The 23,662-nt window shown below is 57.3% G+C and carries 20 protein-coding genes and 1 tRNA gene; 13 read left to right on the top strand and 8 right to left on the bottom strand.

Going from position 1 to position 23,662, the window contains the following annotated elements:
- Positions 1–158: 158 nt before the first annotated feature.
- Positions 159–2,630, top strand: a complete 2,472-nt coding sequence (gene gyrB / locus ASG35_RS15260) for a DNA topoisomerase (ATP-hydrolyzing) subunit B (RefSeq protein ID WP_056358708.1) — start codon at positions 159–161, stop codon at positions 2,628–2,630.
- Positions 2,631–2,820: 190 nt separating this feature from the next.
- Positions 2,821–4,086, top strand: a complete 1,266-nt coding sequence (locus ASG35_RS15255; protein ID WP_056358705.1) for a hypothetical protein — start codon at positions 2,821–2,823, stop codon at positions 4,084–4,086.
- Positions 4,087–4,330: 244 nt separating this feature from the next.
- On the opposite strand, the gene ASG35_RS15250 is transcribed toward ASG35_RS15255, so the two are convergent.
- Positions 4,331–5,860 carry a cryptochrome/photolyase family protein gene (locus tag ASG35_RS15250; protein ID WP_056358702.1) on the bottom strand — a complete coding sequence of 510 codons (1,530 nt, stop codon included), beginning with the start codon at positions 5,858–5,860 and terminating at the stop codon, positions 4,331–4,333.
- A gap of 173 nt (positions 5,861–6,033) precedes the next feature.
- Between ASG35_RS15250 and ASG35_RS15245 the strand changes: the two genes are divergently transcribed.
- Positions 6,034–7,323 (top strand): hypothetical protein, encoded by a 1,290-nt coding sequence (locus ASG35_RS15245; RefSeq protein WP_056358699.1) that lies wholly within the window; start codon positions 6,034–6,036, stop codon positions 7,321–7,323.
- Here ASG35_RS15245 and ASG35_RS15240 read toward each other — a convergent pair.
- Together ASG35_RS15240 and sbcD are read right to left on the bottom strand one after the other, a co-directional pair.
- Positions 7,320–10,766: an AAA family ATPase gene (locus tag ASG35_RS15240; RefSeq protein ID WP_056358695.1), complete on the bottom strand. Its 3,447-nt coding sequence runs from the start codon at positions 10,764–10,766 to the stop codon at positions 7,320–7,322. The two genes, ASG35_RS15245 and ASG35_RS15240, sit on opposite strands and share 4 nt — an antisense overlap.
- A complete protein-coding gene (gene sbcD / locus ASG35_RS15235) occupies positions 10,763–11,983 on the bottom strand; it encodes an exonuclease subunit SbcD (RefSeq protein WP_056358694.1) in 1,221 nt (406 codons plus the stop codon). The genes ASG35_RS15240 and sbcD overlap by 4 nt, the downstream gene beginning before the upstream one ends.
- Before the next feature lie 211 nt (positions 11,984–12,194).
- Between sbcD and ASG35_RS15230 the strand changes: the two genes are divergently transcribed.
- From ASG35_RS15230 to ASG35_RS15215, 4 genes are all read left to right on the top strand, one after another.
- Entirely contained in the window at positions 12,195–12,392 is a 198-nt protein-coding gene (locus ASG35_RS15230; protein ID WP_047895277.1) for a hypothetical protein, read from the top strand.
- A gap of 14 nt (positions 12,393–12,406) precedes the next feature.
- Positions 12,407–13,789, top strand: coding sequence for an ATP-dependent RNA helicase DbpA (dbpA, locus tag ASG35_RS15225; RefSeq protein ID WP_056358690.1), 1,383 nt, complete (start codon positions 12,407–12,409; stop codon positions 13,787–13,789).
- A gap of 106 nt (positions 13,790–13,895) precedes the next feature.
- Positions 13,896–14,498: a lipocalin family protein gene (locus ASG35_RS15220; protein ID WP_056358686.1), complete on the top strand. Its 603-nt coding sequence runs from the start codon at positions 13,896–13,898 to the stop codon at positions 14,496–14,498.
- A 123-nt stretch (positions 14,499–14,621) separates the two neighbouring features.
- Positions 14,622–16,373 carry a tetratricopeptide repeat protein gene (locus tag ASG35_RS15215; RefSeq protein WP_056358683.1) on the top strand — a complete coding sequence of 584 codons (1,752 nt, stop codon included), beginning with the start codon at positions 14,622–14,624 and terminating at the stop codon, positions 16,371–16,373.
- 3 nt (positions 16,374–16,376) lie between these two features.
- On the opposite strand, the gene ASG35_RS15210 is transcribed toward ASG35_RS15215, so the two are convergent.
- The gene (locus ASG35_RS15210; protein WP_056358679.1) at positions 16,377–17,741 is read right to left on the bottom strand and encodes an MFS transporter; all 1,365 of its coding nucleotides are present in this window, start codon (positions 17,739–17,741) and stop codon (positions 16,377–16,379) included.
- Between the two features lie 121 nt (positions 17,742–17,862).
- Positions 17,863–18,795: a 2-hydroxyacid dehydrogenase gene (locus tag ASG35_RS15205; protein ID WP_056358676.1), complete on the bottom strand. Its 933-nt coding sequence runs from the start codon at positions 18,793–18,795 to the stop codon at positions 17,863–17,865.
- 286 nt (positions 18,796–19,081) lie between these two features.
- Between ASG35_RS15205 and ASG35_RS15200 the strand changes: the two genes are divergently transcribed.
- Positions 19,082–19,399 (top strand): DUF4148 domain-containing protein, encoded by a 318-nt coding sequence (locus ASG35_RS15200; protein WP_056358929.1) that lies wholly within the window; start codon positions 19,082–19,084, stop codon positions 19,397–19,399.
- A gap of 208 nt (positions 19,400–19,607) precedes the next feature.
- The gene (locus ASG35_RS31385; protein WP_156393175.1) at positions 19,608–19,781 is read left to right on the top strand and encodes an LPXTG cell wall anchor domain-containing protein; all 174 of its coding nucleotides are present in this window, start codon (positions 19,608–19,610) and stop codon (positions 19,779–19,781) included.
- A gap of 49 nt (positions 19,782–19,830) precedes the next feature.
- Here the strand turns inward: ASG35_RS31385 and ASG35_RS15195 are convergent, their stop codons facing one another.
- Both ASG35_RS15195 and ASG35_RS15190 read right to left on the bottom strand, forming a co-directional pair.
- Complete coding sequence (locus ASG35_RS15195) at positions 19,831–20,061, bottom strand: hypothetical protein (RefSeq protein ID WP_156393174.1); 231 nt, start codon at positions 20,059–20,061, stop codon at positions 19,831–19,833.
- 179 nt (positions 20,062–20,240) lie between these two features.
- A tRNA-Lys gene (locus ASG35_RS15190) sits at positions 20,241–20,316 on the bottom strand.
- 204 nt (positions 20,317–20,520) lie between these two features.
- On the opposite strand from ASG35_RS15190, the gene ASG35_RS15185 reads away from it, so the two are divergent.
- From ASG35_RS15185 to ASG35_RS15175, 3 genes are read left to right on the top strand one after another with little or no spacing between them, the layout of a single operon-like run.
- Entirely contained in the window at positions 20,521–20,925 is a 405-nt protein-coding gene (locus tag ASG35_RS15185; RefSeq protein ID WP_056358671.1) for a PaaI family thioesterase, read from the top strand.
- An 8-nt stretch (positions 20,926–20,933) separates the two neighbouring features.
- Complete coding sequence (locus ASG35_RS15180) at positions 20,934–21,809, top strand: patatin-like phospholipase family protein (RefSeq protein ID WP_056358669.1); 876 nt, start codon at positions 20,934–20,936, stop codon at positions 21,807–21,809.
- A 17-nt stretch (positions 21,810–21,826) separates the two neighbouring features.
- Positions 21,827–22,303 (top strand): OsmC family protein, encoded by a 477-nt coding sequence (locus ASG35_RS15175; protein ID WP_056358667.1) that lies wholly within the window; start codon positions 21,827–21,829, stop codon positions 22,301–22,303.
- 1 nt (position 22,304) lies between these two features.
- On the opposite strand, the gene ASG35_RS15170 is transcribed toward ASG35_RS15175, so the two are convergent.
- Positions 22,305–23,318 (bottom strand): D-2-hydroxyacid dehydrogenase family protein, encoded by a 1,014-nt coding sequence (locus ASG35_RS15170; protein WP_056358926.1) that lies wholly within the window; start codon positions 23,316–23,318, stop codon positions 22,305–22,307.
- A gap of 156 nt (positions 23,319–23,474) precedes the next feature.
- Here ASG35_RS15170 and ASG35_RS31380 point away from each other — a divergent pair, with 156 nt between their 5' ends.
- On the top strand, positions 23,475–23,627 hold the full coding sequence (locus ASG35_RS31380; RefSeq protein WP_156393173.1) for a hypothetical protein: 153 nt from the start codon (positions 23,475–23,477) through the stop codon (positions 23,625–23,627).
- Positions 23,628–23,662: the final 35 nt, after the last annotated feature.

Genomic DNA, 23,662 nt, shown 5'->3' with positions numbered 1-23,662 from the left:
TAAAAACTTTCCAAGGGGCGCATTGCCCCTTTGGCATTTTTAAGGTGTTTCGAAAAGTCTCGTGCAGCGACCGCGCAGCAACCCCCGCAGTGACCGCCCAGCGACCCCGTACTGACCTAGTAGCGACCCTGTAGTGACGCAGAACCGGAAAAAAACCCATGACTGAAAACCCAATTTCGCAACCCGACAACGCTTATGGCGCATCCTCCATTCAGATCCTCGAAGGTCTGGAGGCGGTCCGCAAGAGGCCGGGTATGTATATCGGCGATACGTCTGATGGCACGGGTTTGCATCACCTCGTTTTCGAAGTGCTGGATAACTCCATCGACGAAGCGCTCGCCGGACATTGCAACGATATTCACGTCACCATTCACGCCGACAACTCCATCTCCGTGACTGATAACGGCCGCGGCGTGCCGACCGGCCTGAAGCTCGACGACAAGCACGATCCCAAGCGCAGCGCCGCTGAAATCGTGATGACCGAGCTCCACGCGGGCGGCAAGTTCGACCAGAACAGCTACAAGGTGTCGGGGGGCTTGCATGGCGTGGGTGTGTCGTGCGTGAACGGCCTTTCCGAATGGCTGCGCCTGACCGTGCGTCGCGACGGCAAGAAGCACTTCATGGAATTCCGCCAGGGCGTGGTGCAGAACCGCGAACTCGTGACCGAAAACGGCATTACGTATTCCCCGATGCCCGTGGTTGGCGACACCGAAAACCGCGGTACCGAAGTGCACTTCATGCCCGACGTCACCATCTTCGGCAATGTTGAATTCCACTACGACATCCTTGCAAAGCGCATGCGCGAATTGTCGTTCCTGAATAACGGCGTGCGGATCCGGCTGACCGATCAGCGCAGCGGCAAGGAAGACGATTTCGCGTTTGTCGGCGGCGTGAAGGGTTTTGTCGATTACATCAACAAGACCAAGCAAGTGCTGCATCCCACCGTGTTTCACGCGACCGGCGAGAAAGACAACGTCACGGTCGAAGTGGCCATGCAGTGGAACGACAGCTACAACGAAAGCGTGCTGTGCTTCACGAACAACATTCCACAACGCGACGGTGGCACGCACTTGACCGGCCTGCGCGCCGCGATGACGCGCGTGCTGAACAAGTACATCACCGATCACGATATCGCGAAGAAAGCGAAGATTGAAACGAGCGGCGACGACATGCGCGAAGGTTTGTCGTGCGTGCTGTCGGTGAAGGTGCCGGAGCCGAAATTCAGCTCGCAGACGAAGGACAAGCTGGTTTCGTCGGAAGTGCGCGCGCCAGTTGAAGATGTGGTCGCGAAGGCGCTCGAGGACTTCCTGCAGGAAACGCCGAACGACGCAAAGATCATCACGAACAAGATTATCGATGCAGCGCGTGCCCGTGACGCCGCTCGCAAAGCGCGTGAAATGACGCGTCGAAAAGGCGTGCTCGACGGCGTTGGTTTGCCGGGCAAGCTGGCCGATTGCCAGGAAAAAGATCCGGCGAAATCGGAAATCTATATTGTCGAGGGCGACTCGGCGGGTGGATCGGCGAAGCAGGGACGTGACCGGAAGTTCCAGGCCATCTTGCCGTTGCGTGGGAAGGTGTTGAACGTGGAGCGCGCGCGTTTCGACAAGCTGATTTCGTCGGAGCAGATCGTGACGCTTGTTACCGCGCTCGGAACCGGGCTCGGCAAGGACGATTACAACCTCGAGAAGCTGCGCTATCACCGCATCATCATCATGACCGACGCGGACGTGGACGGCGCGCACATCCGCACGCTGTTGCTGACGTTCTTTTACCGGCAGATGCCGGAGATTGTCGAGCGCGGGTTTATTTATATCGCGCAACCGCCGTTGTACAAGATCAAGGCGGGTAAGGACGAGCGCTATCTGAAGGATACGCACGAGTTGAACCAGCATATGTTGAAGCTGGCGCTGCAGGGATCAGAGCTGATTCCGAGCGAAGGCGCGACGCCGATTACAGGCGATGCGCTGGGCGAACTCGCGCGTGCTTATTTGCTCGCGCAGGCGGTGGTGGATCGCGTCAGCCGGTTCTACGACGTGAACGCGCTCGAAGCGGTGATGGATGGCATCGTGCTGGATCTGTCGACGCAGGAATCGACGGTGGATTCCGCCGCTGCTTTACAGGCGGCGTTGCGTGCCGATCCGTTGAAGCCGGAAGTGACGGTCGAGCCGGCGTACGACGCGGTGCGCGAAATCCGGTCGCTGCACATCAATCGTCGGCATCACGGGAACGTGAAGGTTTCGGTAATCGATGAAGACTTTCAGCTGACCGCCGACTACAAGCAATTGCAGACCACGGCGAATACGTTCAAGGGTTTGATCGGAACCGGTGCGTTGATCAAGCGCGGCGAACGGTCGATGGCCGTCAGCGATTTCAAGAGCGCGATGAAGTGGCTGATCGCCGATGCAGAACGCAATGTGACCAAGCAGCGGTATAAGGGTTTGGGCGAGATGAACCCGTCGCAGTTGTGGGAAACGACGATGGACCCGACAGTGCGACGGTTGTTGCGCGTTCAGATTGAGGATGCGATCGCGGCCGATGGCATTTTCACCACGCTGATGGGCGATGACGTTGAACCGCGTCGTGCGTTTATTGAATCGAATGCGTTGAGAGCGGGGAATATCGACGTTTGATGTTCTGTGTAGCTGAACGCATAATCTGAGAATCTGGGACCCATAAGCTGAGAAACTTATGGGTCTTTTTTCTTGATAGCTTATGTTGACATATGAATTGTCAACGGCCAACTTCAGCGATGAGCGGGAGCCGTTGACTCGTCTTGATTGGGCGCCAAATACAGCGACCCCCTGAGAGGAATGCACGACAATGAAAACCGATGACCAAGATAGGGCGATTGAGATAAGCCTAAAGCCGTCCGAGTTCACAGAGGCGGAAGTACGAAAGACAACGGCATCCGAAAAGCTGGAATTGGATACGGCAACAGGCGAATTCGATACCGCGCTTTCAATAGATGGAAACATCTTGCGCCTAAAAGATGTGTACAAAGAATTCATGCCCATGTTGAAAGACACGTTAGACGTCTCGTGGAGAATAGCTCCCATTGCATTTTTGCCTGCCGCGTTGCTCCTCTGGAGCTATCTTAAATCGATCCATTGGACATCCCTCTTTCAATCTTCTGCAATGACGGGATCAGGACTGATCTATCTATTCGTCGCGGCGATGCTGCTAGCGGTCGCTACAGTTTTGCAATTTGCATTACCGTCAGCAATGCTTATCGGTACGTTGTTTCACTATCGTCTTGATCGCAGGATACCAAGGGCGGTGGCCCGGCTGTATCGCTGGGCTATGGGCGGATGGCTACTCGGATTCGTGATCATCATTGGATTTGACTCCAGTCAGGCGTGGATCATATGCGCGCTGACGTTCGCTTCTGCGTGGATCTATGCGTTGACTCGTCGTGACGATCTAGAATTGCGAGCTAAGCCTAACAGGTGGCGCCATATATCAATCTTTTATTCATTTATGTTCGCGGGCGCTACCATGACGACGATGTGTATGACGTCGGTACCTCTACTCCTCGTACTTCGCATCACAGCGAGGTACGTTGACGGCGGACTTTTAGAAAAACTGATCGGGTTCGGTGTCTGTCTTGGGACGACTGTTATTAGCCTGCTGCCCGGTTATATGTATATGAACGCACGCACGTGGAAGGTAGGTGCCTATCAACCAACGAAGTTTGCATTGTTAGGGACGCTTTTATTGTCATATGTTGTTCTAGCTGGAGCGTTGACGTTCTTACCAGTATCTACCACGGTATTGCGACTCGCAGGTGTCTACAGCAACGAAATGCAGACCTTTGAAGTTCTTCAGCCGAATTTAGTGAGCGCAGCGAACGCAGCGGGGTTGTCTTTAAACGATGACGGAAAATTGACTTTGCTCCGTGCATATGTTCGATATGATTTCGGAGGAACGCGTCTGCTTTGCAATAAATCCTTTCACGCGGAGACGGTAACGAATGAGGCGATAAAGTTTGCCCGTGAACGCAAGATGCCCGACCCCGGAATCATCGCGGGCGCCGGCTGCGTGCAAGCCTCGACTACGGAACTTCGTTCTCTTCGCCTCTCAATGTGAAACAACGTTGACTCGGCACTAGAAATCCACTTTTGTAGGTAGCTGGCGTGAGATAAGTCTGTCGCATCCCCGGAGATACATGAATTGTCGGTGAAGAAACCTCACAGGTGGAGGTAACGGAAGAAGACCAGCAGTTTGGAATTATTGGGCTGGATAAGGCTTTGGTCGCTAGTATTGGAATAAAACGAAGCCTTGATTCGTCGTGTGCCGCTGTCAAAAACTTACAGTGGGACGGGTCGAAGCCTCACAACTCATCCAACCTCCCTCGAAGCTCCCCAGCCCGTTCCTCAAGCCCAGCCTTTGCTTCTCCATCCATCCTGTCCAGCTGTTTATAAACCATCGCCAACCGCGGATTCCCCTTCAACCGCCCGCTATTCCGCTCAAAAAAATCCCAATACAGCGCGTTGAACGGGCAAGCCGTTTCCCCTAGCCGCGCTTTCCTGTCGTAGTGACAACCTTTGCAGTAGTCGCTCATCTTGTCGATATAAGCCGCGCTCGAAGCATACGGCTTAGTCGCCAATCCGCCGCCATCGGCGAATTGACTCATACCTAATACATTCGGCATCTCGACCCATTCATACGCATCCACGTACACGCCCAGATACCATTCATGCACCTCAACAGGATTTATCCCCGCGATAAGCGCAAAGTTGCCAATCACCATCAGCCGTTGAATATGATGCGCGTGTGCATTCTCTAGCGATTGTCCAATGGAATGCTTCAGGCATCGCATCTTCGTTTCGCCATCCCAGAACCACGCCGGTAACGGCAGCGTATTACCAAACACATTCGATTCACGATAATCAGGCATTCGTGCCCAATACACACCACGCATAAACTCGCGCCAACCAATAATCTGCCGGATAAACCCTTCAACTGCCGGCAACGATGCGTGTCCATCGCGATACGCGCGCTCTGCCCGAGCGACAACCTCACGCGGATTCAGCATCTTCGCATTGATCGAAAACGATAGCAGCGAGTGAAACAAACGCGGCGCTTGTGTGTTCATCGCGTCCTGATAGTCGCCAAAATCTGGAAGCGCATATTCGATAAACGAATCGAGCTGCTCCAACGCTTCTTCGCGATTCAAAGGCCAAGGCAAACGATCTTCACAAGGTGATCCAAAGCTCTTTACCCCGGCATCCGTAATGGTCTTCCACAACGCCGAATGATCATGCGCGATGCGTGGATCGTGAGGCTGCGACGGTTTCCCATGCCACGCTTTTCGATTGTCGTGATCGAAGTTCCATTGACCGCCGGACGGTGTTTCATCTGCATTCATCAGGACATGATGTTTCGTTCGCATCCGCCGATAAAAATTCTCCATCAGCCATTGTTTCTTATCGGCGAAATACTCCGCGGCTTCACTGCGGCGCGTATAAAAATGTTCCGTGTCTCGCATCCAGCACGGAATGTCCAATTGCTCCGCGTATTCAGCCAATTGACGGTCGAGCCGCCATTCGTCCGGCGCCTGACATTCGAACGTAGTCGCTTTATATTGCGCGATTAGCCAGTCCAGATTTCCCGGCACGCTTTGCTGGTTATTTGAATCATCGATCGCAAGGTAATGCACGCGATGCCCAGCCGCTTTCAACCGACGCGCGAAGTCACGTATCCCGGCGAATATCGCGAGGATCTTTTGCGCGTGGTGCAAAACGTAGTCCGTTTCCTGGCGCACTTCCATGAGTACGTAAATGACATCGGCGTCGACTTCCGAAAACCAGCTATGCAGCGGGTTCAATTGGTCGCCGAGAATCAGTCGAAGCGTCGTCATGCTTTATTTCTCCGATGCAGGGTTACGCAACGTGAAATTGTGAAAATCGGTCGGTATCGTCGGCAAGGTGCTTTAGCGCGTTTAAAGTTGCTGGTTACCCGGAAACGCTTCGGCACTGCTTATTAGCCAGAGTGCACGAACAATGCCCGATTTGCCGGACACCTTTAGAACCTATGAACCGATCCAACGTACATCGAGCAGTTCCGACGCGCACCACGCGTCAGCCAGACGCGAGCAAGCAAGCCCGGCTTGGCGAAATCGCCGAAGCATTTCGCGCAGCATATGCCGCTGGCGATTTCCGGAACGGCGCCAATCTCGCGGCCGAGGCGCTCACGCTTACCCCGGGAAACATGTCGATCTTGCCTGACTATGCCTTATGCCTGATGCGCATTAACGCGTTCGACCAGGCGTACAAGGTGTACAAGAGCATCCACGATGCGCCAGCGAGCCAGCGCAAACTTGCCGCGCCAACCTGGCTGGATGGCCTCGTCGAAGTATGCGGCTGGCTGGGAAAGACCGAGGAAATGCGCGAGTACGGCCTGCGCTCGCTGCGCGCTTCGGATATCCAATGCAGCGCAAATCCCATCGAACCGATTCCCGAGCATGCGCCTCCCGCGTTCAACGCGGCGAACCCTTCCGAAAATGTGATCGCGTATTCGTTGTTCGGCGCGAATCCTCGATATTGCGAGCCTGCCGTCCTGAACGCCCAGTTGACGCGAGAGCTGTTCAAAGGCTGGACGTGCCGCGTTTATCTGGACGCGAGCGTCCCCGAACACGTGCAGCAACGCCTGAAAGATGCAGGCGCGGACGTTGTTTTCATGACGCCGGACTCGGGCGTCCATCCGCTGATGTGGCGTTTTCTGGTTATCGACGATCCAACCGTCACGCGCTTCCTGCTTCGCGACGCCGACGCATTGCTATCCGAACGTGAAGCCGCAGCGGTGCAGAAATGGGTCGAAAGCCCGTATTACTTCCACGTCATTCGCGATTACTTCACTCACACCGAATTGATCCTTGCCGGACTGTGGGGCGGATGTTCGGGCGTATTAAAAAACGCCGTTCAGTCGATGCAACACTTCGCTGCAACCAATGCCGAAAGCGGCAGGTTTATCGACCAGCATTATTTGCGCACAAACGTATGGCCAACGCTGCGTAAAAGCGTCCTTACGCACGACGATAATTTCGGTTTCCACGATGCAAAACCATTCCCGCCCCATGTACCGAACCGATGGAAAATCGAGAAGTTTCACGTTGGCAGCAATACGAGTTATCAGGCGATTGGCGGCGCGAGCGCTCTTGCCAACGGCGCCGTGCAGAAACTCGTTTTCAATTCCGCCGATGGCAAGCCTTTATTCAACTACGACACGATCGTGAAGAACGGCGAATGGCGTCTCGATGTGCCGTTCTTCATTGTTGAAAGGCTCGCTGCGAACGAACTCGCGGTCAATATCGTTACGCCTTAAGCACCTACAACTTCCACCGTTGAAAATCCAATCCCCACGCCTTTCGCCACTTTGATTTGCAGCGGAATGCGCTCCTTGAGCGCTTCCACATGACTGATCACGCCAATCATCTTGCCGCTTGCATTCAACGAATCAAGCGCGTTGAGTGCAATCTCCAGTGTCTCGCCATCGAGCGTACCGAATCCCTCATCGAGGAATAATGAATCGATGGACGTCTTGAAACTCACGAGATCCGATAAAGCCAGCGCCAGCGCCAAACTCACCAGGAAGCTTTCGCCACCCGATAACGTGCGTGTATCGCGGGCAATATCGCCTTGCCACATATCGAGTACTTCCATCTCGAGTTCGCCGGCAAGTTTCCGGTTCAGTTGATAACGTCCGTGCAATTGCATGAGCTGCCGGTTCGCGAGATAAATCAAATGATCGAGCGTGAGACCTTGCGCAAACTTCCGATACTTCGCGCCATCGGCGGATCCAATCAGGCTGCTTAGGCGCTGCCACAAATCATATTGCGCGCGCTGTGTATCGATTTGCCGATAGAGCGCCTGCTTTTCCACGCGCAATTTGTCGTCGTTCTGAAGCGTCGCGCGAATGCCGCCTTGTTGCTCACTTAGCGTTTTCAAAGACGCGGCGAAATCATTCAGCGCGCGTTGCAGTGCCACGGGGTCTTGATCCGTCTTCGGTTCTTTCAGCAATTCGGCGCGGCGAGTTTCGGCGGTCGAGCGCAGCGTTTGGGCTCGTGTATAAAGTTGCTCGAGTTCGCGCTTCTGGATCTGCAGCTGTTCGCGTTCATCGTGGGATAAGAGCGCTGACAGGAACGATTGTTCATCGGCGAAAACGCTGTTGGTCAACGCATTCAGCCACGCAGCCGATGTCGTTTCAGCGTGCGTTTTCTCTTCGCTCAAGCGCGTGGTCAGCGCGCGCTCGGTGCCCGCGAGTGAAGTGGTTTTATCGCGCGCGGTTTCATAGCGTTGTTTCGCCGACGTGAAAGCCGATTCCGGATCGTCATTCGCGGCGATTGCTTCGGCTTGCAAACCGGTGAAATCCTTCTCGCAAACCGTCCATCGCGCGGTCCAGTTATCAGCTTCCGCCGATGCCGTTTCGAGTGCATGTTTCGCGCGATCGGCTTGCTGGTTCAACGCGCGGACGCGTTCCGTCGCCATCTGCCACGCCTTCCATTCGTCGCTGCGTTCAACGAGCCACGACTGCCATTGCATCCACGATTCAGGACGTGAATATCCGACAGAAAGCACCGATTCATCCAGCGTTTGTTCTCGTTTCAGCAACGCAGTTTGCAGGACCTGAACGTGCTCGGAGATTTCCTTGAAGGACTTTTCATCCGCGTTTTGCTGTTGCTCGCTCAACTTCAACGCGTTTTGTTGTTCAAGCGCAAACCGCTCCGCCGCATTCGCGGCGTTCGCGTGCTGCTGAATCACCATCTTTTGTTGATCGACCGCCGCGAGCGTGTCCTGCGTCAACTTCAACTTGGCCGCATGTTGCTGCACGAGCGCTTCGAGCGCATCGAGTGCATCGCTATCGACAGATTCAAGTTCAAGTTGCGCGCAAACCGTTCGCCAATAATCGACGTGGCGGGCTTTGTCTTCGAGCCATGTATCGATGCGCTTTTTAAGCGCGCTGATATCCGCGTTCGATTCCGCCATTGCCACGTTCGCGGCATGAAGCTCCTTGTTCTTGTCACGCAACGCGAGCTCTTTGTCCTTCAACGCGTGCTCGGTCGATGACACATCCAGCGCCTGATATTCGCCGATGGAAGGATGCTCCATCGAGCCGCACAACGGACACGCTTCGTCAGGCTGCAACGCGGCGCGATGTCCGGCGAGGTCGAGAATGCGCCGCTCCTGATCGAGCAATTTACGTTTGTCGTTGACGTGTTCTGTCAGCGTTTCGATGTCTTTCACAAGACGCGCATGCTGTTCGGCAAGCAATGCACTCGATGCAGTTTTCTTCGCGAGCGCCTCAACATCGTGCGCGTTCTGCCGCGTTCCGCGAGCGATCGTCTCGCCAAGATCAACCAGCTTGCCGAACAAATGATGCTGCTCCTGAAGTCGCTGGCATCGCGTCTTCAAGTCGGTTTCGTTCTCGCCGCGAAGCGTGATCGAAAGCTTGTCGATCTGCTCGCGTTCCGTTTTCCGTGCGAGCTCGGCCGCAGCAATGGCGTTGGTCACCGCGAGGCGCTGAGCGTTGATATCGAGCGATCGTTTGTCTATTAGCATGCCCAAATTCGCAAGCTTTTTGCCGGTCGTGTCGATGTCATTCAACGTCTGCTGGCGTGCATCGAATTGTTGTTGCCAAAGCACGATCTGCTCGCCAAGTTTGCTGCGATTCGGATGTTCATCGAGTGCGGATTGGACTGCTTTGATATCCGCCAACGCCGTGTTCAATGCGTTCTGACAAAGCGCCACAACCTGCGCGGCCATTACGGATGCGAGGCGCAAACCACGGGCGGCATCGAGTGAAGCGGCTTGCTTTTCGTCCCGTGCAACCAACGATTGACGCGATGTTTCCGCGTGTCGCTCGCGCGCTGAAAGCATTGCGTTGTGCCCGGCGCGCAGCTTTTCCGCGGGCTCGCTCGCGGCGAAGCGATCGAGCGCAGGCTTCGCGGCGGCGATCTGCGCGTCGGCCTGTTGCTGGTTGAGTAACGCCTGTTCAACCTGTTTTTCCGCATCCGATAACGCGACTCGCCACGCGAGCATTGCGCGGGTGGATTCGGCCTGCTTGCTCAGCGCGACCTCCTGCGCCGCGAGCGCGATGCATTCCTGCTGCCGGGCGCTGCGCTCCTCTTCGGACAACAACTGAACGCCATCGGCGCGGGCCAAAAGCGTATCGAGTGCGAGCTTTTCATCGCGCGTGCGTTCGAAGACGTTCCGCGAAATCGTGCCGTAGATATCCGTGCCGGTGAGCTCTTCGAGCAACTCGGCGCGTTCGTTGGCCTTCGCCTCCAGGAACGCGGCGAAACCGCCTTGGGCGAGCATCATCGATTTGGTGAAGCGGCCGAAATCCAGCCCCGTTATCTCTTCGACCTTGCGCAATTTATCCGCGATGCGTTCCGTCAGAATCGTCCCGTCGATGCGGGCAAGTTCAACCTTCGGCGCTTGCAGGTTGCCATCGGTTTTATCGCGTGCGCGACGCTGGCTCCAGAACGCCCGATACCCTTCGCCCTTCACCTCGAACTCGACTTCCGCGAGACATTCGAACGTGTGGCGCGTCATCAGCTCGTTCGTGCCTTGCGAAACCGTGTCCATGCGCGGCGTGCGGTGATAGAGCGCGAGACAGATGGCATCGAGCAACGTGGTTTTGCCCGCGCCGGTCGGGCCAGTAATCGCGAAAAGGCCGCTATCGCGAAACGGCGGCTGGCTGAAATCGATCTTCCATTCGCCCTTGAGCGAATTCAGATTGCGCAAACGCAACGACAAAATCTTCATGCGTTTTCCTCGCCAATCCGAGCGACGACTTCGCGATACATCGTGAGAAGTTGCGCACGCGTGTCTTCATCGATAGTTTCCGATTGCAGGCGGCGCGCGAAAACATCGTCGGGCGTGAGTTCGTTCAATGTTTCCTTCGCCTGGGATTGCAGCGCGCCGGATGCCGACGCGCGCTCGCGACGAACTCGCAACACTTCCACGGGCATGTTCTCGGTCATCTTCTGGATGCGCGTTTGCAGGTCGCTGAGATAGTCGTCGGCGGAAACGACGATTTCGAGCCATATCGTTTCGCCTTTAATCGCTTTGGACGCAGCCGCTGAAACCGCCGTTTCGAGTTCTTTCAACGATCCTTTGACCGACAAAAGCTGCTGGAAACACGGCACGTGAATCGCAGTTACGCTCTTCAGTCCTTCGCTGGAAACATCCACGAGCAACATTTCTTTCTGCTGGCGCGCTTCATCGAAGCTCAATGCAATCGGCGATCCGCAATAGCGAATATGCTCGAACCCGCCAACCTTTTGCGGCCGATGAATATGCCCCAGCGCAATGTAATCGGCGGCGGGAAACGCGGCGGTCGGAAACGCTTCGAGCGCACCCACGTAAATCTCGCGCACCGATTCGCTCGCGCTTGCGCCGACAGTCGTCAAATGTCCGGTCGCGATAATCGGCAGATGCGCGCCGAGTTCCACGCGTTTTTGTTCGGCGAGCGCAAAGAGCGCCCGATAATGCGCATGAATCGCGTCTTGCAGCGATTGCTGTTTCTCACGAGCGCTTTGCCCCGCGATGCTCTGCAAAACATCGCGCGGACGGATGAACGGAATCGCGCAGACAATCGCGCCGGGTTCGCCATTGCGCGTATGAAGCACGCGAACCTGTTCGTTCGGATCGTCCTGCACGGACGGAATCACCGCGGTGTTCAACGCCGTCAGCAAGTTGCGCGATTCTTCGAGCACGGCGACGGAATCATGATTTCCCGCAAGCAGCGTCAAGCCCACGCCTGCGTCGCGCAACGCCAGGATCAGCGCGTAATACAGCTCGCGGGCGTAGCTCGGCGGCGCGCCGGTATCGAAGATATCGCCGGCTATCAGCACCGAATCCACCGCATGCAGATGCGTTTGCTCGACGAGCCATGCAATCAGCTTCTGATGTTCGGCTTGCCGTGAATGCCCGAGAAAAAACTGGCCGAGGTGCCAGTCCGAGGTGTGCAGAATTCGCATCGATGGATCGGTTTGGGGCTTTGTTTTAGTGAATGTCAGTTTAACGGATCGATTCGGCAGGGAAGGGCGAAGCGCTGGCAAAACACCGTAAATCGGGGCAATTGCACTGCGTACGCGTACACTTCGCCTTCTATTGCGCGAAAACAGCGCGCGTTGGCCACGCCGACGCCCTTTTCAGGCCGCAACCCCATCCATTACGCTCAATTCAATCATGTTTATCTGCCGAAACCAGCCGTGCGGCGCCGAATGGCAACTCGCCGACGTGCTCATCAAGAACGAAGGCCAGGGCCTGATGTTCCGCTGCCCCATGTGCGGCGCGCGCAACAAGGTGCTTCGCCACGACGCGCCCGACGGCACCATCACCTACGAGCAGGACAATTCGGTCCCGCCGAAACCTGCCGCGAAGTAACCAGACACTTTTAAATGACCACGCCAACTTCATTCAGCGCCTTGCCGCTGTCGCCGGCAATGCTGGCGAACCTCGAGCAACTCGGTTATCTCACGATGACTCCGATCCAGGCCGCCAGCCTGCCGCTCGCCCTCGCGGGTCACGATCTCATTGCGCAGGCCAAGACGGGCAGCGGCAAGACCGCCGCGTTCGCGTTGCCGTTGCTCGCGAAGATCGATCCGAAGCTTTTCTCGGTGCAGGCGCTCGTGCTGTGCCCGACGCGCGAACTCGCCGATCAGGTCACGCAGGAAATTCGCCGGATCGCGCGCGCGGAAGACAACATCAAAATCCTGACGCTGTGCGGCGGCTCGCCTATGCGCCCGCAGATCGCAAGTCTCGAACACGGTTGCCACATTGCCGTGGGCACGCCGGGACGTCTCATGGATCACCTGGAGCGCGGCACGCTGGAATTGAGCGCGTTGAAAACACTCGTGCTCGATGAAGCCGACCGCATGCTCGACATGGGTTTTTTCGATGACATCGTCGCGGTCGCCAAGCAATGTCCGAAGGAGCGCCAGACGCTGCTTTTCTCCGCGACTTATCCGGAAGGCATCGCGAAGCTGAGCCAGCAATTCCTGCGCAAACCGCAGGAAGTCAAACTCACCGAACAGCACACGAATTCGAAGATCAAACAGCGTTTCTACGAAGTCGATGACAACGAACGTCTGCACGCTGTCGGCCTGTTGCTCGATCACTATCAGCCCGTGAGCACGCTTGCGTTCTGCAACACCAAGCAGCAATGCCGCGATCTCCTCGATGTGCTCGTCGCCCAGGGGTTTCATGCTTTGGCGCTGCACGGTGAGCTCGAACAACGCGAACGCGATCAGGTTCTCGTGCAGTTCGCCAACCGGAGTTGCTCGGTTCTCGTCGCAACCGATGTCGCCGCCCGCGGGCTCGACATCACGCAACTGGAAGCCGTGATCAACGTCGATGTCACGCAGGATCCCGAGATCCACGTTCATCGGATTGGACGAACGGGCCGCGCGGATCAGGAAGGCTGGGCGCTGAGCCTCGCGAGCATGAATGAAATGGCGCGCGTGAGTTCGATCGAACAGGCGCAGAAAAAGGAAGTGGAATGGCACAAGCTGAGCGAACTGACGCCGGCAACGCCGGGACATCTTCAGCCGCCCATGGCTACGCTGCAAATTCTCGGCGGACGTAAGGAAAAGATTCGTCCCGGCGATGTCCTCGGCGCGCTCACCGGCGACGCCGGTTTTGAAGGCTCGCAGATCGGCAAGATCAATGTGACGGACATGGTCACGTACGTGGCGGTATCGCGGGATATTGCGGACAAAGCAGTGAGCCGGTTGTCGGCAGGAAAAGTGAAGGGAAAGAAGGTGAAGGTCCGGCGCATTTAAATCGCGCTTGAAGCTGCCGGCTTCGGGCTTCGGGCTTCGGGCTTCGGGACTGTAATTTGCACCAGTGTTGATTCCGAGAAACCGGCCTCAACACTTTGGTGCGCCCATGTCCCGTCCTCTTCGAATTGTTCTTGTTTTGTCCGCGATGGCGCTCGTGCTCAGCGCATGTATTTCCTCGCCGAAAAATCCAAATCCACGCGCTTTAGGCGAATTGAAACTCGCGCCAACGGTTGATCTGCCGCGATACATGGGGCGCTGGTACATCGTCGCGAATATTCCGTATTTCGCCGAGAAGGACTTTGTCGGCAGTTACGCCGAATGGAAATTGCGCGATGACGGCAAGATCGACGACTCGTATTACGCGCACAAGAACACGTTCGATAATCCGTTGAAGCATTATCAATTCACGGATTCGGTTGTTCCCGGAACGAACAACGCCGAATGGAGCGTGCGAATCTTCTGGCCGATTTACGCGAGCCAGAAGACGCTTTACGTGGACGATGATTACCAGTACACGATCATCGGATATACGGATCGCAAACTCGGCTGGATCTTTGCGCGCTCGCCGAATATCAGCGATACGAAATATCGCGAGCTGCTTGGCCGCCTCGATGAAATGGGTTACGACACTTCGCGGTTCCGCCGCGTGCCGCAAACGCCGGATCAGATCGGCAAGCCGGGCTTTCATTCCCCAGGCCAAAAAGATTGACGCGCATCTGCGCGAAACGCATAACTTCAAATTGAACAACACGGGATAAGACTAATCCGATAGCTGGCCGGTAATGCGCTCTTTAGCATGAACAGGTTATCCACTTTGCTGAATACGCCTGCCATGAATCAAGTTACCGAACCGTTTGCCGTAGCGTTCAGTCATCATCAAGCCGGTCACATGGGCGAGGCTGAAAGCGGTTATCGGGAGGTTTTGCGGCAGCGCCCGGACCACGTCGATGCCCTGCATTACCTCGGCGTCCTGCTCCACCAGCGCGGCGAAAATGAAGACGCGGCGAAGTTCATGGATCGCGCGCTTGGACTTGCGCTGGATGCATCGGCATGCTGGAGCAATCGTGGCTTGGTCGCGGCGGCTCTCGGCGATTTTCCATATGCCGTGGAGTGCTACGAGCACGCGCTCGCGCTCGATCCTGGTTTCACCAACGCACGCAATAACCTCGGCGTGGCGCTGCAAAAGCAAGGCCTTTTCGACGAATCCATTGAGCAGCACCAAACGCTGCTCGCCCAAGACCCCGATTTCTTCGATAGCCGCCTGAACCTCGGCTCCACGTTCGCTGCAGCGAAGCGTTACGACGAAGCGCTGGCGACTTATCGTGAGGCGCTTCGCCTCAATCCCAACAGCTTCGAAGCGCATTTCGGCGAAGGCAACGCGCTGCGCTCACTGAAGCGTTTTGATGAATCCGTCGCGAGCTTGCATCGTGCGCTGGCTTTGAGGCCGGATCACTTCGAGGCGCGCGTGAATCTCGGCACCACGCTCGGACTGCACGGCCGCTTCGTGGATGCGGAAAAGGCGTATCGGCATGCACTGACCTTGCGCGATGACCCGCAAATTCACGTCTGCGTGGGCGCATCTCTTGGCTCGCAAGGCTTCTTCGAGGAAGAGGAAGCGCATTATCTGCGCGCGCTTGAACTCGACCCCGATCACGCCGATGCACAGCACAACCTCGCGCTGCTGCAACTTAGACGCGGCAACTTCAAGGAAGGCTGGGCGCTGCATGAAGTGCGCTGGCGCTCGAGCAAATACAAGCCGATGGAAATCCCCGGCGTTCCCGAGTGGCGCGGCGAACCGTTGCAGGGCAAGACGCTTCTGGTTGCGGGTGAACAAGGTCACGGCGACATGATCCAGTTCTCGCGTTACGTGAGCGTGCTTGAAAAAATGGGCGCAACCGTGGATATGTGGGTGCCGGAGAACATCGTGGAGCTGGTGCAAAGCGTTCGCGGAATTCGCCGGGCGCTCAACCGCGGTTCGACCCAGGAATACGACTATTGGACGCCTTCCATGAGCGTGCCGCATCACGTCGGGCATCTCGTCCCCGGCGCGCTCGCCGACATTCCGTACATGAGCCTGAGCGCGGAACGCATTGGCATGGGGCCGACGCGTGTGGAAATGCTGGCTGCCGGCCGCAAGAAAGTGGGGATTGTTTGGGCGGGCAGCCCGACTTTCGGCAACGACCAGTTCCGTTCCATGCCGTTGTCGGCGTTTTCGTCGCTAGCGGATGTGAAGAACGTCGCGTGGTTTTCGCTGCAAAAGGGCACGGCGCGCGATCAGCTTTCGAACGCGGATTGCGCGCTGAAACCCTACGATCTAACGGACAATCTAAAAGATTTCGCCGATACCGCCGCGTTCATCGATCAACTCGATCTGGTGATGACCGTCGATACTTCCGTCGCGCATGTGGCGGGTGCGCTCGGCAAGCCCGTGTGGGTGTTCCTGCCGAAAAACAACGACTGGCGCTGGATGGCTAATCGTGAGGACAGCGTGTGGTATCCGAGCGCACGTCTTTTCACGCAGACCACGCTCGGCGACTGGACCGATCCGATGACAAAAGCGAAAGCCGCGTTGATGGCTGAGTAAAACCTATTTGGTCGCGGGTTGCATCGGCTCAGCAGGTTTATCGCGGGTGATAAGACGCAGGCCGCTCGCAATACTCGCCACGCCCGCGAACCCCGCGCCAAGCGCGAGCGCCAGCGCCGGACCGTGATGTCCCGCGATCCCGAAGCTCAGCGCAACCAGCGCCGCGCCCGTTGCCTGACCCACGAGCCGCGCCGTTGCAACCACGCCGCTTGCGCCGCCGCTGCGCTCGCGCGGCGCGCTCGCCATCAGCGCCTTCAGATTCGGCGACTGGAAAAACCCGAAACCCGCGCCGCAAATGGCCATGCGGATGCAAATATCGAGTGCATGCGGGTGCGCCGGCAACAATGCCAGCGACGCCATTCCCGCGCACATCACCGCCAGGCCCACGCCGCCGAGCAATCCAGGCGGATGCCGGTCCGACAAACGTCCCGCGACCGGCGCGAGCAGCGCCACCATCACGGACCATGGCGTCATCAGGAAGCCGGTTTCGACCTGACTGCGCCCGAGCACGCTTTCGAAATAAAACGGCAGCGACACGAACGCCAGCCCTTGCGCGGCGAACGAGCAGACAGCGGTTGCCGTCGATAAAGCGAACATCGGCCGCTTGAAGAGATCGACGGGAAGCATCGGCGCCGGATGACCGCGTTCGCGACGCAGCATCAGGCCGCCCGCGACCACGGTTACGCAGAGCGCGGTCAGCACGACATGCGCGGGCGCGCGCTGCGCCGCTTCACCAAGCGCGAACACCAGCGCGGCGAAGGTCACCACGTTCAAACCCGCGGCCACGCGGTCAAACCCGTGCGTGCTGCGCGCCGTTTCCGGCAACGCCGACCAGCCGATAAACAGCGCGGTCAAGCCAATCGGCACATTCACCGCGAACAGCCACGGCCACGTGCCGAGCGAAAGCACGATGGACGCGACCGTCGGACCAACCGCGAACGATATCCCCACGATCAGCGCATTGAGCCCGAGTCCGCGTCCAAGCCGGTGATGCGGATAAATCGCGCTGATCAGCGCCGTGTTGACGCTCATGACCGCGCTCGCGCCAATTCCTTGCAGCAGCCGCGCGGCGGTGAGCGTGGGAAGCGACCACGACAGCGCGCAAGTGAGCGACGCCACCAGGAACAGGATCAAGCCGCCGAGATAAATTTTCCGATGCCCGACAATGCCGCCGAGCGCCGCGAACGGCAGGAGCGTGGCGACCATCGCTAACTGATACGCGTTGATGATCCACACGGACGCGGCCGGCGCGGCATGAAGATCGTGGGCAATCGCCGGAAGCGCTGTATTGGCAATGGCGGTATCGAGTGTGGCGAGGGAGACAGCCAGCAGCATGGCCGCCATGCCGCGCTTCTGCAGCGCGGTCATGGGGGCGTCGGGGAGGAGCGCAGTTGGGTCTGACACGGTTTTGAGATAGGAACGAGATCGGGCGTAGACCGACACGATACGGGATCGCGGCAAACCTCGCCGAGCGACCCCGGATAAGCTTTCAAACAGGTGTCAGTACAGGGATTCCGGCGAAATGGCAGGTGGCGTTATCGATGAACATTTGCACCGATGCCGCCACCGCTTCCGGCGACCGCCCGCCCACGTGCGGCGTCAGCACAACGCGCTTTGAGTCGATCAACAAGGCCGGCGGCGCGGGTTCGCCTTCGTACACGTCCAGCCCCGCGCCCGCGATCACGCCGCGTTCGAGGGCATCGGCGAGCGCGGCTGTATCCACCACGCTGCCGCGCGCCACGTTGACCAAAAATCCGTGCGAGCCGAGCGCGGCCAGCACGCCGGCATTGATCAAATGTTTCGTCCCGGCGCCGCCTGGCGTCGCGATCACGAGGTAATCGGCCCATTCGGCTAGCGCGATCACGGAATCGAAATACGTGTAAGGCGCGTCCGTGTTCGGCCGGCGGTTGTGATAACCAATTTCGATATCGAACCCAAGCGCACGCTTCGCAACTTTCTTGCCGATATTCCCCAGCCCGATCACGCCGAGCTTCTTGCCCGAAAAGTTCGGCTGGAACGGCAGGTCATCGCGCCATACACCTTGCCGGCACGCCTGATCGAGCGCGGGGATCTGCCGGACTACGCCGAGCAGCAGCGCGAAGGCGTGATCGGCGACGCAGTCATCGTTCGTTCCGGTGCCGTTCACCACTTCGATACCGCGCGCCTTCGCGGCTTCCCGGTCGATGTTCTCGTAACCCGCGCCCAAAGCGCCGATCAATTCGAGTTTCGGCAACCGCGCGATTGCCGATGCATCGATACCGACCGTGCCGTTCGTAAGGACCGCGCGGATCTTATCGGCGTGATGCGTCAGGGCGGTATCGAGCGCGGGTTGGTCGAGCGCGGTGATGACGTTGAAAGCCCTCGATACCGTGGCGTGACTTTCAGTCTGAAGCGGGATCAAAACGAGGACGGTTGTGAGCATGTTTGTGAAATCGAGGGAGCGAACGCCCAGTTTCCCATCTTCTGTTTTTTTTCGGGAGCCGATGAATATCCGTCAATTCCGTTGTAAGGATAAATGAAGATAATCGAAAGTATTTAATTGATCGTATTAATTCGTTCAGCGCTTCGAAGATTTAGGGTTAACACCTAATTCGACAATAATCTCTTGCCAGCTTGACGCTTAATTTTCAGACGATACTTACCTAAACTGTATTTACAGAACGCGATCAAGGTTGATCGCGGCAAAACAAAAGTCGGAGGTAAGTATCATGAAATCATTCATCCAGGCAGTTGTCGTCGCCGCAGTACTCGCCGCGCCAGTCGTTTCGTTTGCCCAAACAAATCAGCCGCTTACACGCGCTCAAGTAAAGGCCGAATTGGTCCAGATCGAAGCTGCCGGTTACAACCCGGCAACGGCAAATGACTACGATTACCCTGCAAACATTCAAGCTGCGGAAGCGCGCGTCGCCGCGCAGAACGCTGGAAAGACCGGTTACGGCGGTGTATCGAATGGCACGTCCGATTCAGGTTCGAACGTTCACATGGCAACCGGTGACAGCGTGCGTTCAGTTTATATGGGTCATTAAATCGGTCTGAGATCGCTGCAAAGCTTTCAATAGGATCATTTTTCATATCGATTCCCGATTACGGCGGTACGAATCAGGAACCTCCTCCAACGGGTGACCCCGGTGGATTTGCCCAGCTTTATTGGCTGGGCTTTTTTACGTCGACCTCGCATTCCAGAAGGCGTGACCTAAACTGTAATCACGTCGCGACGTAATCAAGGAGGCAGCCATGACTCAATCGATGATTGGCTTCGTGATAGGGCTTGCGGTTCTGATTGGTATCGCGGGCGTGCTTGGCCGCAAATACCGGCGGGATCATCCGGAAAGTCCTTCGGACAGCGCAATGCGCTTGCATGAGTGGCTCGATGCGCATCATATGAGCTGGATGCATCATCGAAATTAATCCGTTCTAATATGAAAAAGCCCGCGATCAGCGGGCTTTTCTTTGACGGTCACGCAAGCTTCAAATTCCTTGGTGGTTTCCGCCCATCCGCTTCAGCCTTCCCATATTCAATAGCAAAGCGGCACGCATCGTCCGGTTCATTGAAATAGCCGAGCACACCTGAAGCCCAGCGCGCACCGTCTGGCTTGGTGACGATGATCATCGAAGCAAAACTGCCACGCTCGCCCGCAGCGAGCGGCATCAGGATGTGGTCGTTGTAATTTATTGGAATAGCGTGCATCTGGCCTCCCGCTGAACATACGTGAAACTGCAGCGTGTAATTCTGGGCGCTTCGGCCGAACGCCATTGTGAGGAATTGCAAAAAAGGGAAACAAGGCGTGCGCGCCGATTATTCTTCTGATTGAAGCGCATCAAATGCAAAAAGCCGGTTAGTTTGCACTAGCCGGCTTTTCAAATTCTTGGTGGGGCGTGACAGATTCGAACTGTCGACCTACGGATTAAGAGTCCGCTGCTCTACCAACTGAGCTAACGCCCCGGAAAAACTGAATCCGAATTATAGCGACGTTTTCTCACGTTACGCAACTGTCCGCGCGACAAAATCTGAAAATCCTTCTCGATCACACCCGCAGTCATGGCGACGCAAGGCGCGACCGCCAATCAGTCATCTTAAAAACGAGCGTCAGGAACGGCTATCATGGCGTTCCAGCGGCGAACGGCCGTGCTTTAAAAAGCCAAATTCATGGATGATTCCGCTATCCGCGCCTTGCTCGATTCCACCTTCGCGCCGTGGATTCGCGACCTGGGTTTATCGCCGGAAAGCGCTTCGGATACGGGCGTCACGTTGCGCTTGCCGCACGCCGACAAACTGCGCCACGCGGGCGGCGTGATTTGCGGCCAGGTGTTCATGGCAGCGGCCGACACGGCCATGATCGTCGCTATTTCGCACGCGCTCGGCGGTTTTCAGCCGATGTCCACCGTCTCGCTGACCACGAGTTTCCTGCGCCCGGTGAAAGCCGGCGATGTCCTCGTCACCGCAACCATCTTGCGTCGCGGCCGCAATCTGGTTTTCGGCGAAATCGAACTCCACGATGAAACCGGCGCGCTCGCCGCGCACGCGACCACCACCGTCATGCTTCTCGCCTAAAAACATTTATGTTCGATCAAGTCGTATTCGCCGGCGGCGGCAATCGCTGCTGGTGGCAAGCGGGTTTCTGGGACGTCGTTCAGCCGGAACTGAAGCTGCGTCCGCGCGTCATCACGAGCATCTCTGCGGGCGCGGCGACCGCGTGCATGCTGTACACGAATCGCTCGGAATGGGTGATGGATTATTACTCGCGCGTGTTGCGCGATAACGCGAAGAACGCGTATTGGGGCAATTTGCTGCGCGGCGAATCGGTGTTTCCGCACTATCGGATTTATCGGCAGGCGTTGCTGGATATCTATGGCGCCGAGTTTGCGTCGCTGAAAGATGCGCCGGAGATTCGTATCGGCGTGTCGCATTTGCCGCGCTGGCTCGGCGCGCGAAGTGCGGTGGCGGCGGGATTGATTGCCTATAACATCGAAAAGTACGTGCGCAAGAAGCTCCATCCCACGCTTGGGCAAGCGCTCGGGTTCCATCCGGAATTCGTCAGGGCACAGGCGTGCGCGACCGTGGAGGATCTCGCCGATCTGATCCTGCAATCGTCGAGCACGCCACCTTTTACGCCCGTTTTGCGCCGGAACGGCCGGCCTGTTCTCGACGGCGGCATGGTCGACAACGTGCCGGTCGGCGCGCTGGATGCATCGCCGGGATTGGTTCTCGTGATGGTGACGCGCGTGTATCCGCGCCCGCGCATGTTCGTGGTGGAGCATGGCGAAACGCGCGACCAGCGCCGCGTGTATGTGCAGCCGTCGCGAAAGGTGCCGATTTCGTCGTGGGACTATACGAGTCCGGCGCTGATGCGGCCCGCGTACGATCTGGGCCGGGCCGATGGCGAGCAATTTCTCATGCGTTTGCCCGAGGTTCTGGGCGCGGCGGCGCAACTCTGAGCAGGAGCTTCAACACGATGGCCAAACAGCATAAGTACACGCTCCAAGTTGCCTGGACTGGCGACCAGGGTTCGGGCACGTCGGGCTACGACGCCTATTCCCGCGACCATCTGATTCGCGTGGCGAACAAACCTGCTATCGAAGCTTCGAGCGATCCCGCATTTCGCGGCGACTCCACGCGACACAATCCGGAGGAGCTGTTCGTGGCGTCGCTTTCGTCGTGCCACATGCTTTGGTATCTGCACTTGTGCTCGGTGAACGGCATCGTGGTGACGGGTTACGTGGATGAACCCGTCGGCACGATGGAAGAAACGAAGCAGGGCGGCGGCCGTTTCACCGATGTCCTTTTGCGCCCGCAAGTGTTGATAGGCGCGGGCGGCGATGTGAATCTGGCCGAGCGCCTGCACGAAGAAGCGCACGCGTTTTGTTTCATCGCGAACTCGGTGAACTTCCCCGTCCGATGCGAGCCGTCCACCGCCATCTCCACCATCTGACTTACCGCCGGCGGCCGCCAACCAGCGCTTCCGGATTGGCGACGCTGGATGTATCGCCGGCATCGAAGGCAAGAATGTTCTTAAACGCCGCCGAAAAGTACAGCTCGTAGCTTTCGCGTTCCACGTAGCCAATGTGCGGCGTGCAAATCACGTTTTCCATGCGCAGAAGGCTGTAGCCCTGAAGGATCGGCTCGCTTTCATATACGTCGATGGCAACCATTCCTGGCCGGTTGTGATGCAGCGCGTTGAGCAGCGCATTTTCCTCGAGCAACTCGGCGCGGCTCGTATTCACGAACAGCGCAGTCGGCTTCATGCGCATCAAATCGGCGGCGGTGACAATGCCGCGGGTTTCATCGTTCAGACGCAAATGCAGCGACAGCACGTCGCTTTGCTCGAACAACGCTTCCCGGCTTTCGGCGACATCGACGCCATCGGCGCGCGCAGCCGCCTGCGAATTCTCGCGTCCCCAAACCACCACTTTCATGCCGAAGGCTTTGCCATAACCGGCAAGCAACTGGCCGATCTTTCCGTATCCCCAAATGCCGAGCGTCTGACCGCGCAACACTTGTCCGAGCCCGAAATTCGGCGGTAATGCCGATGTCTTCAGGCCGGATTGCTGCCACGCGCCTTGCTTCAGATTCGCCACGTACTGCGGAATGCGCCGCTGGGCCGCCATGATCAGCGCCCACGTGAGCTCGGCCGGAGCGATAGGCGAGCCGCTTCCCTCCAGAACGGCGATGCCGCGCTCGGTACAGGCATCGAGCTCGATATGGCCGCCCGCCTTGCCGGTCTGGCTGATCATGCGCAGCCGGGGCAATTTATCGAGCAATTGCGAACTGATCCGCGTGCGTTCCCGGATCAAAACGAGGGCTTCGACTTCCGAGAGTCTGCTAGCCAACTGTCCGAGCCCGCGCACCGTGTTATTGAAGACTTTGACTTCGTGATCTGCAAGCAGATTGAAGCAATCGAGCTTACGAACGGCATCTTGGTAGTCGTCGAGAATGGCAATTTTAATTGGCATGGATTGGCTTTTGATGGGCATCAAACGTGCTGCAGAAATTCGAAGATGAACAGGAAACGACGAGCTAAGTTCGGGTAATTACGTATAAATTCGCCGAAATATAGGCATCGCGTCTTGCTAAGCTGCTAGTGATATTGCAAGGATTACCGCTTGCCAGCAGGCGACTGGACCAAAAATATTGAAAGCTTTGTTGAACGCGAAACGACCAGTTTAGCGAAGTTGGCCAAGCGCCCGTTTGCACGTTCATGCATCGCAAAAGCCGGAACACCGGCAATCGATGGAGACATTCCTATCTCTTTTTAACAGTTTGTTCCGTGCCGACGCAAGCCGCGATTCAG

This window comes from Burkholderia sp. Leaf177 (assembly GCF_001424345.1).
Classification (GTDB): Bacteria; Pseudomonadota; Gammaproteobacteria; order Burkholderiales; family Burkholderiaceae; genus Caballeronia.
The sequence above is the reverse complement of the archived record's forward strand: the minus strand, read 5'-3'. Positions and strand labels throughout refer to the sequence as shown.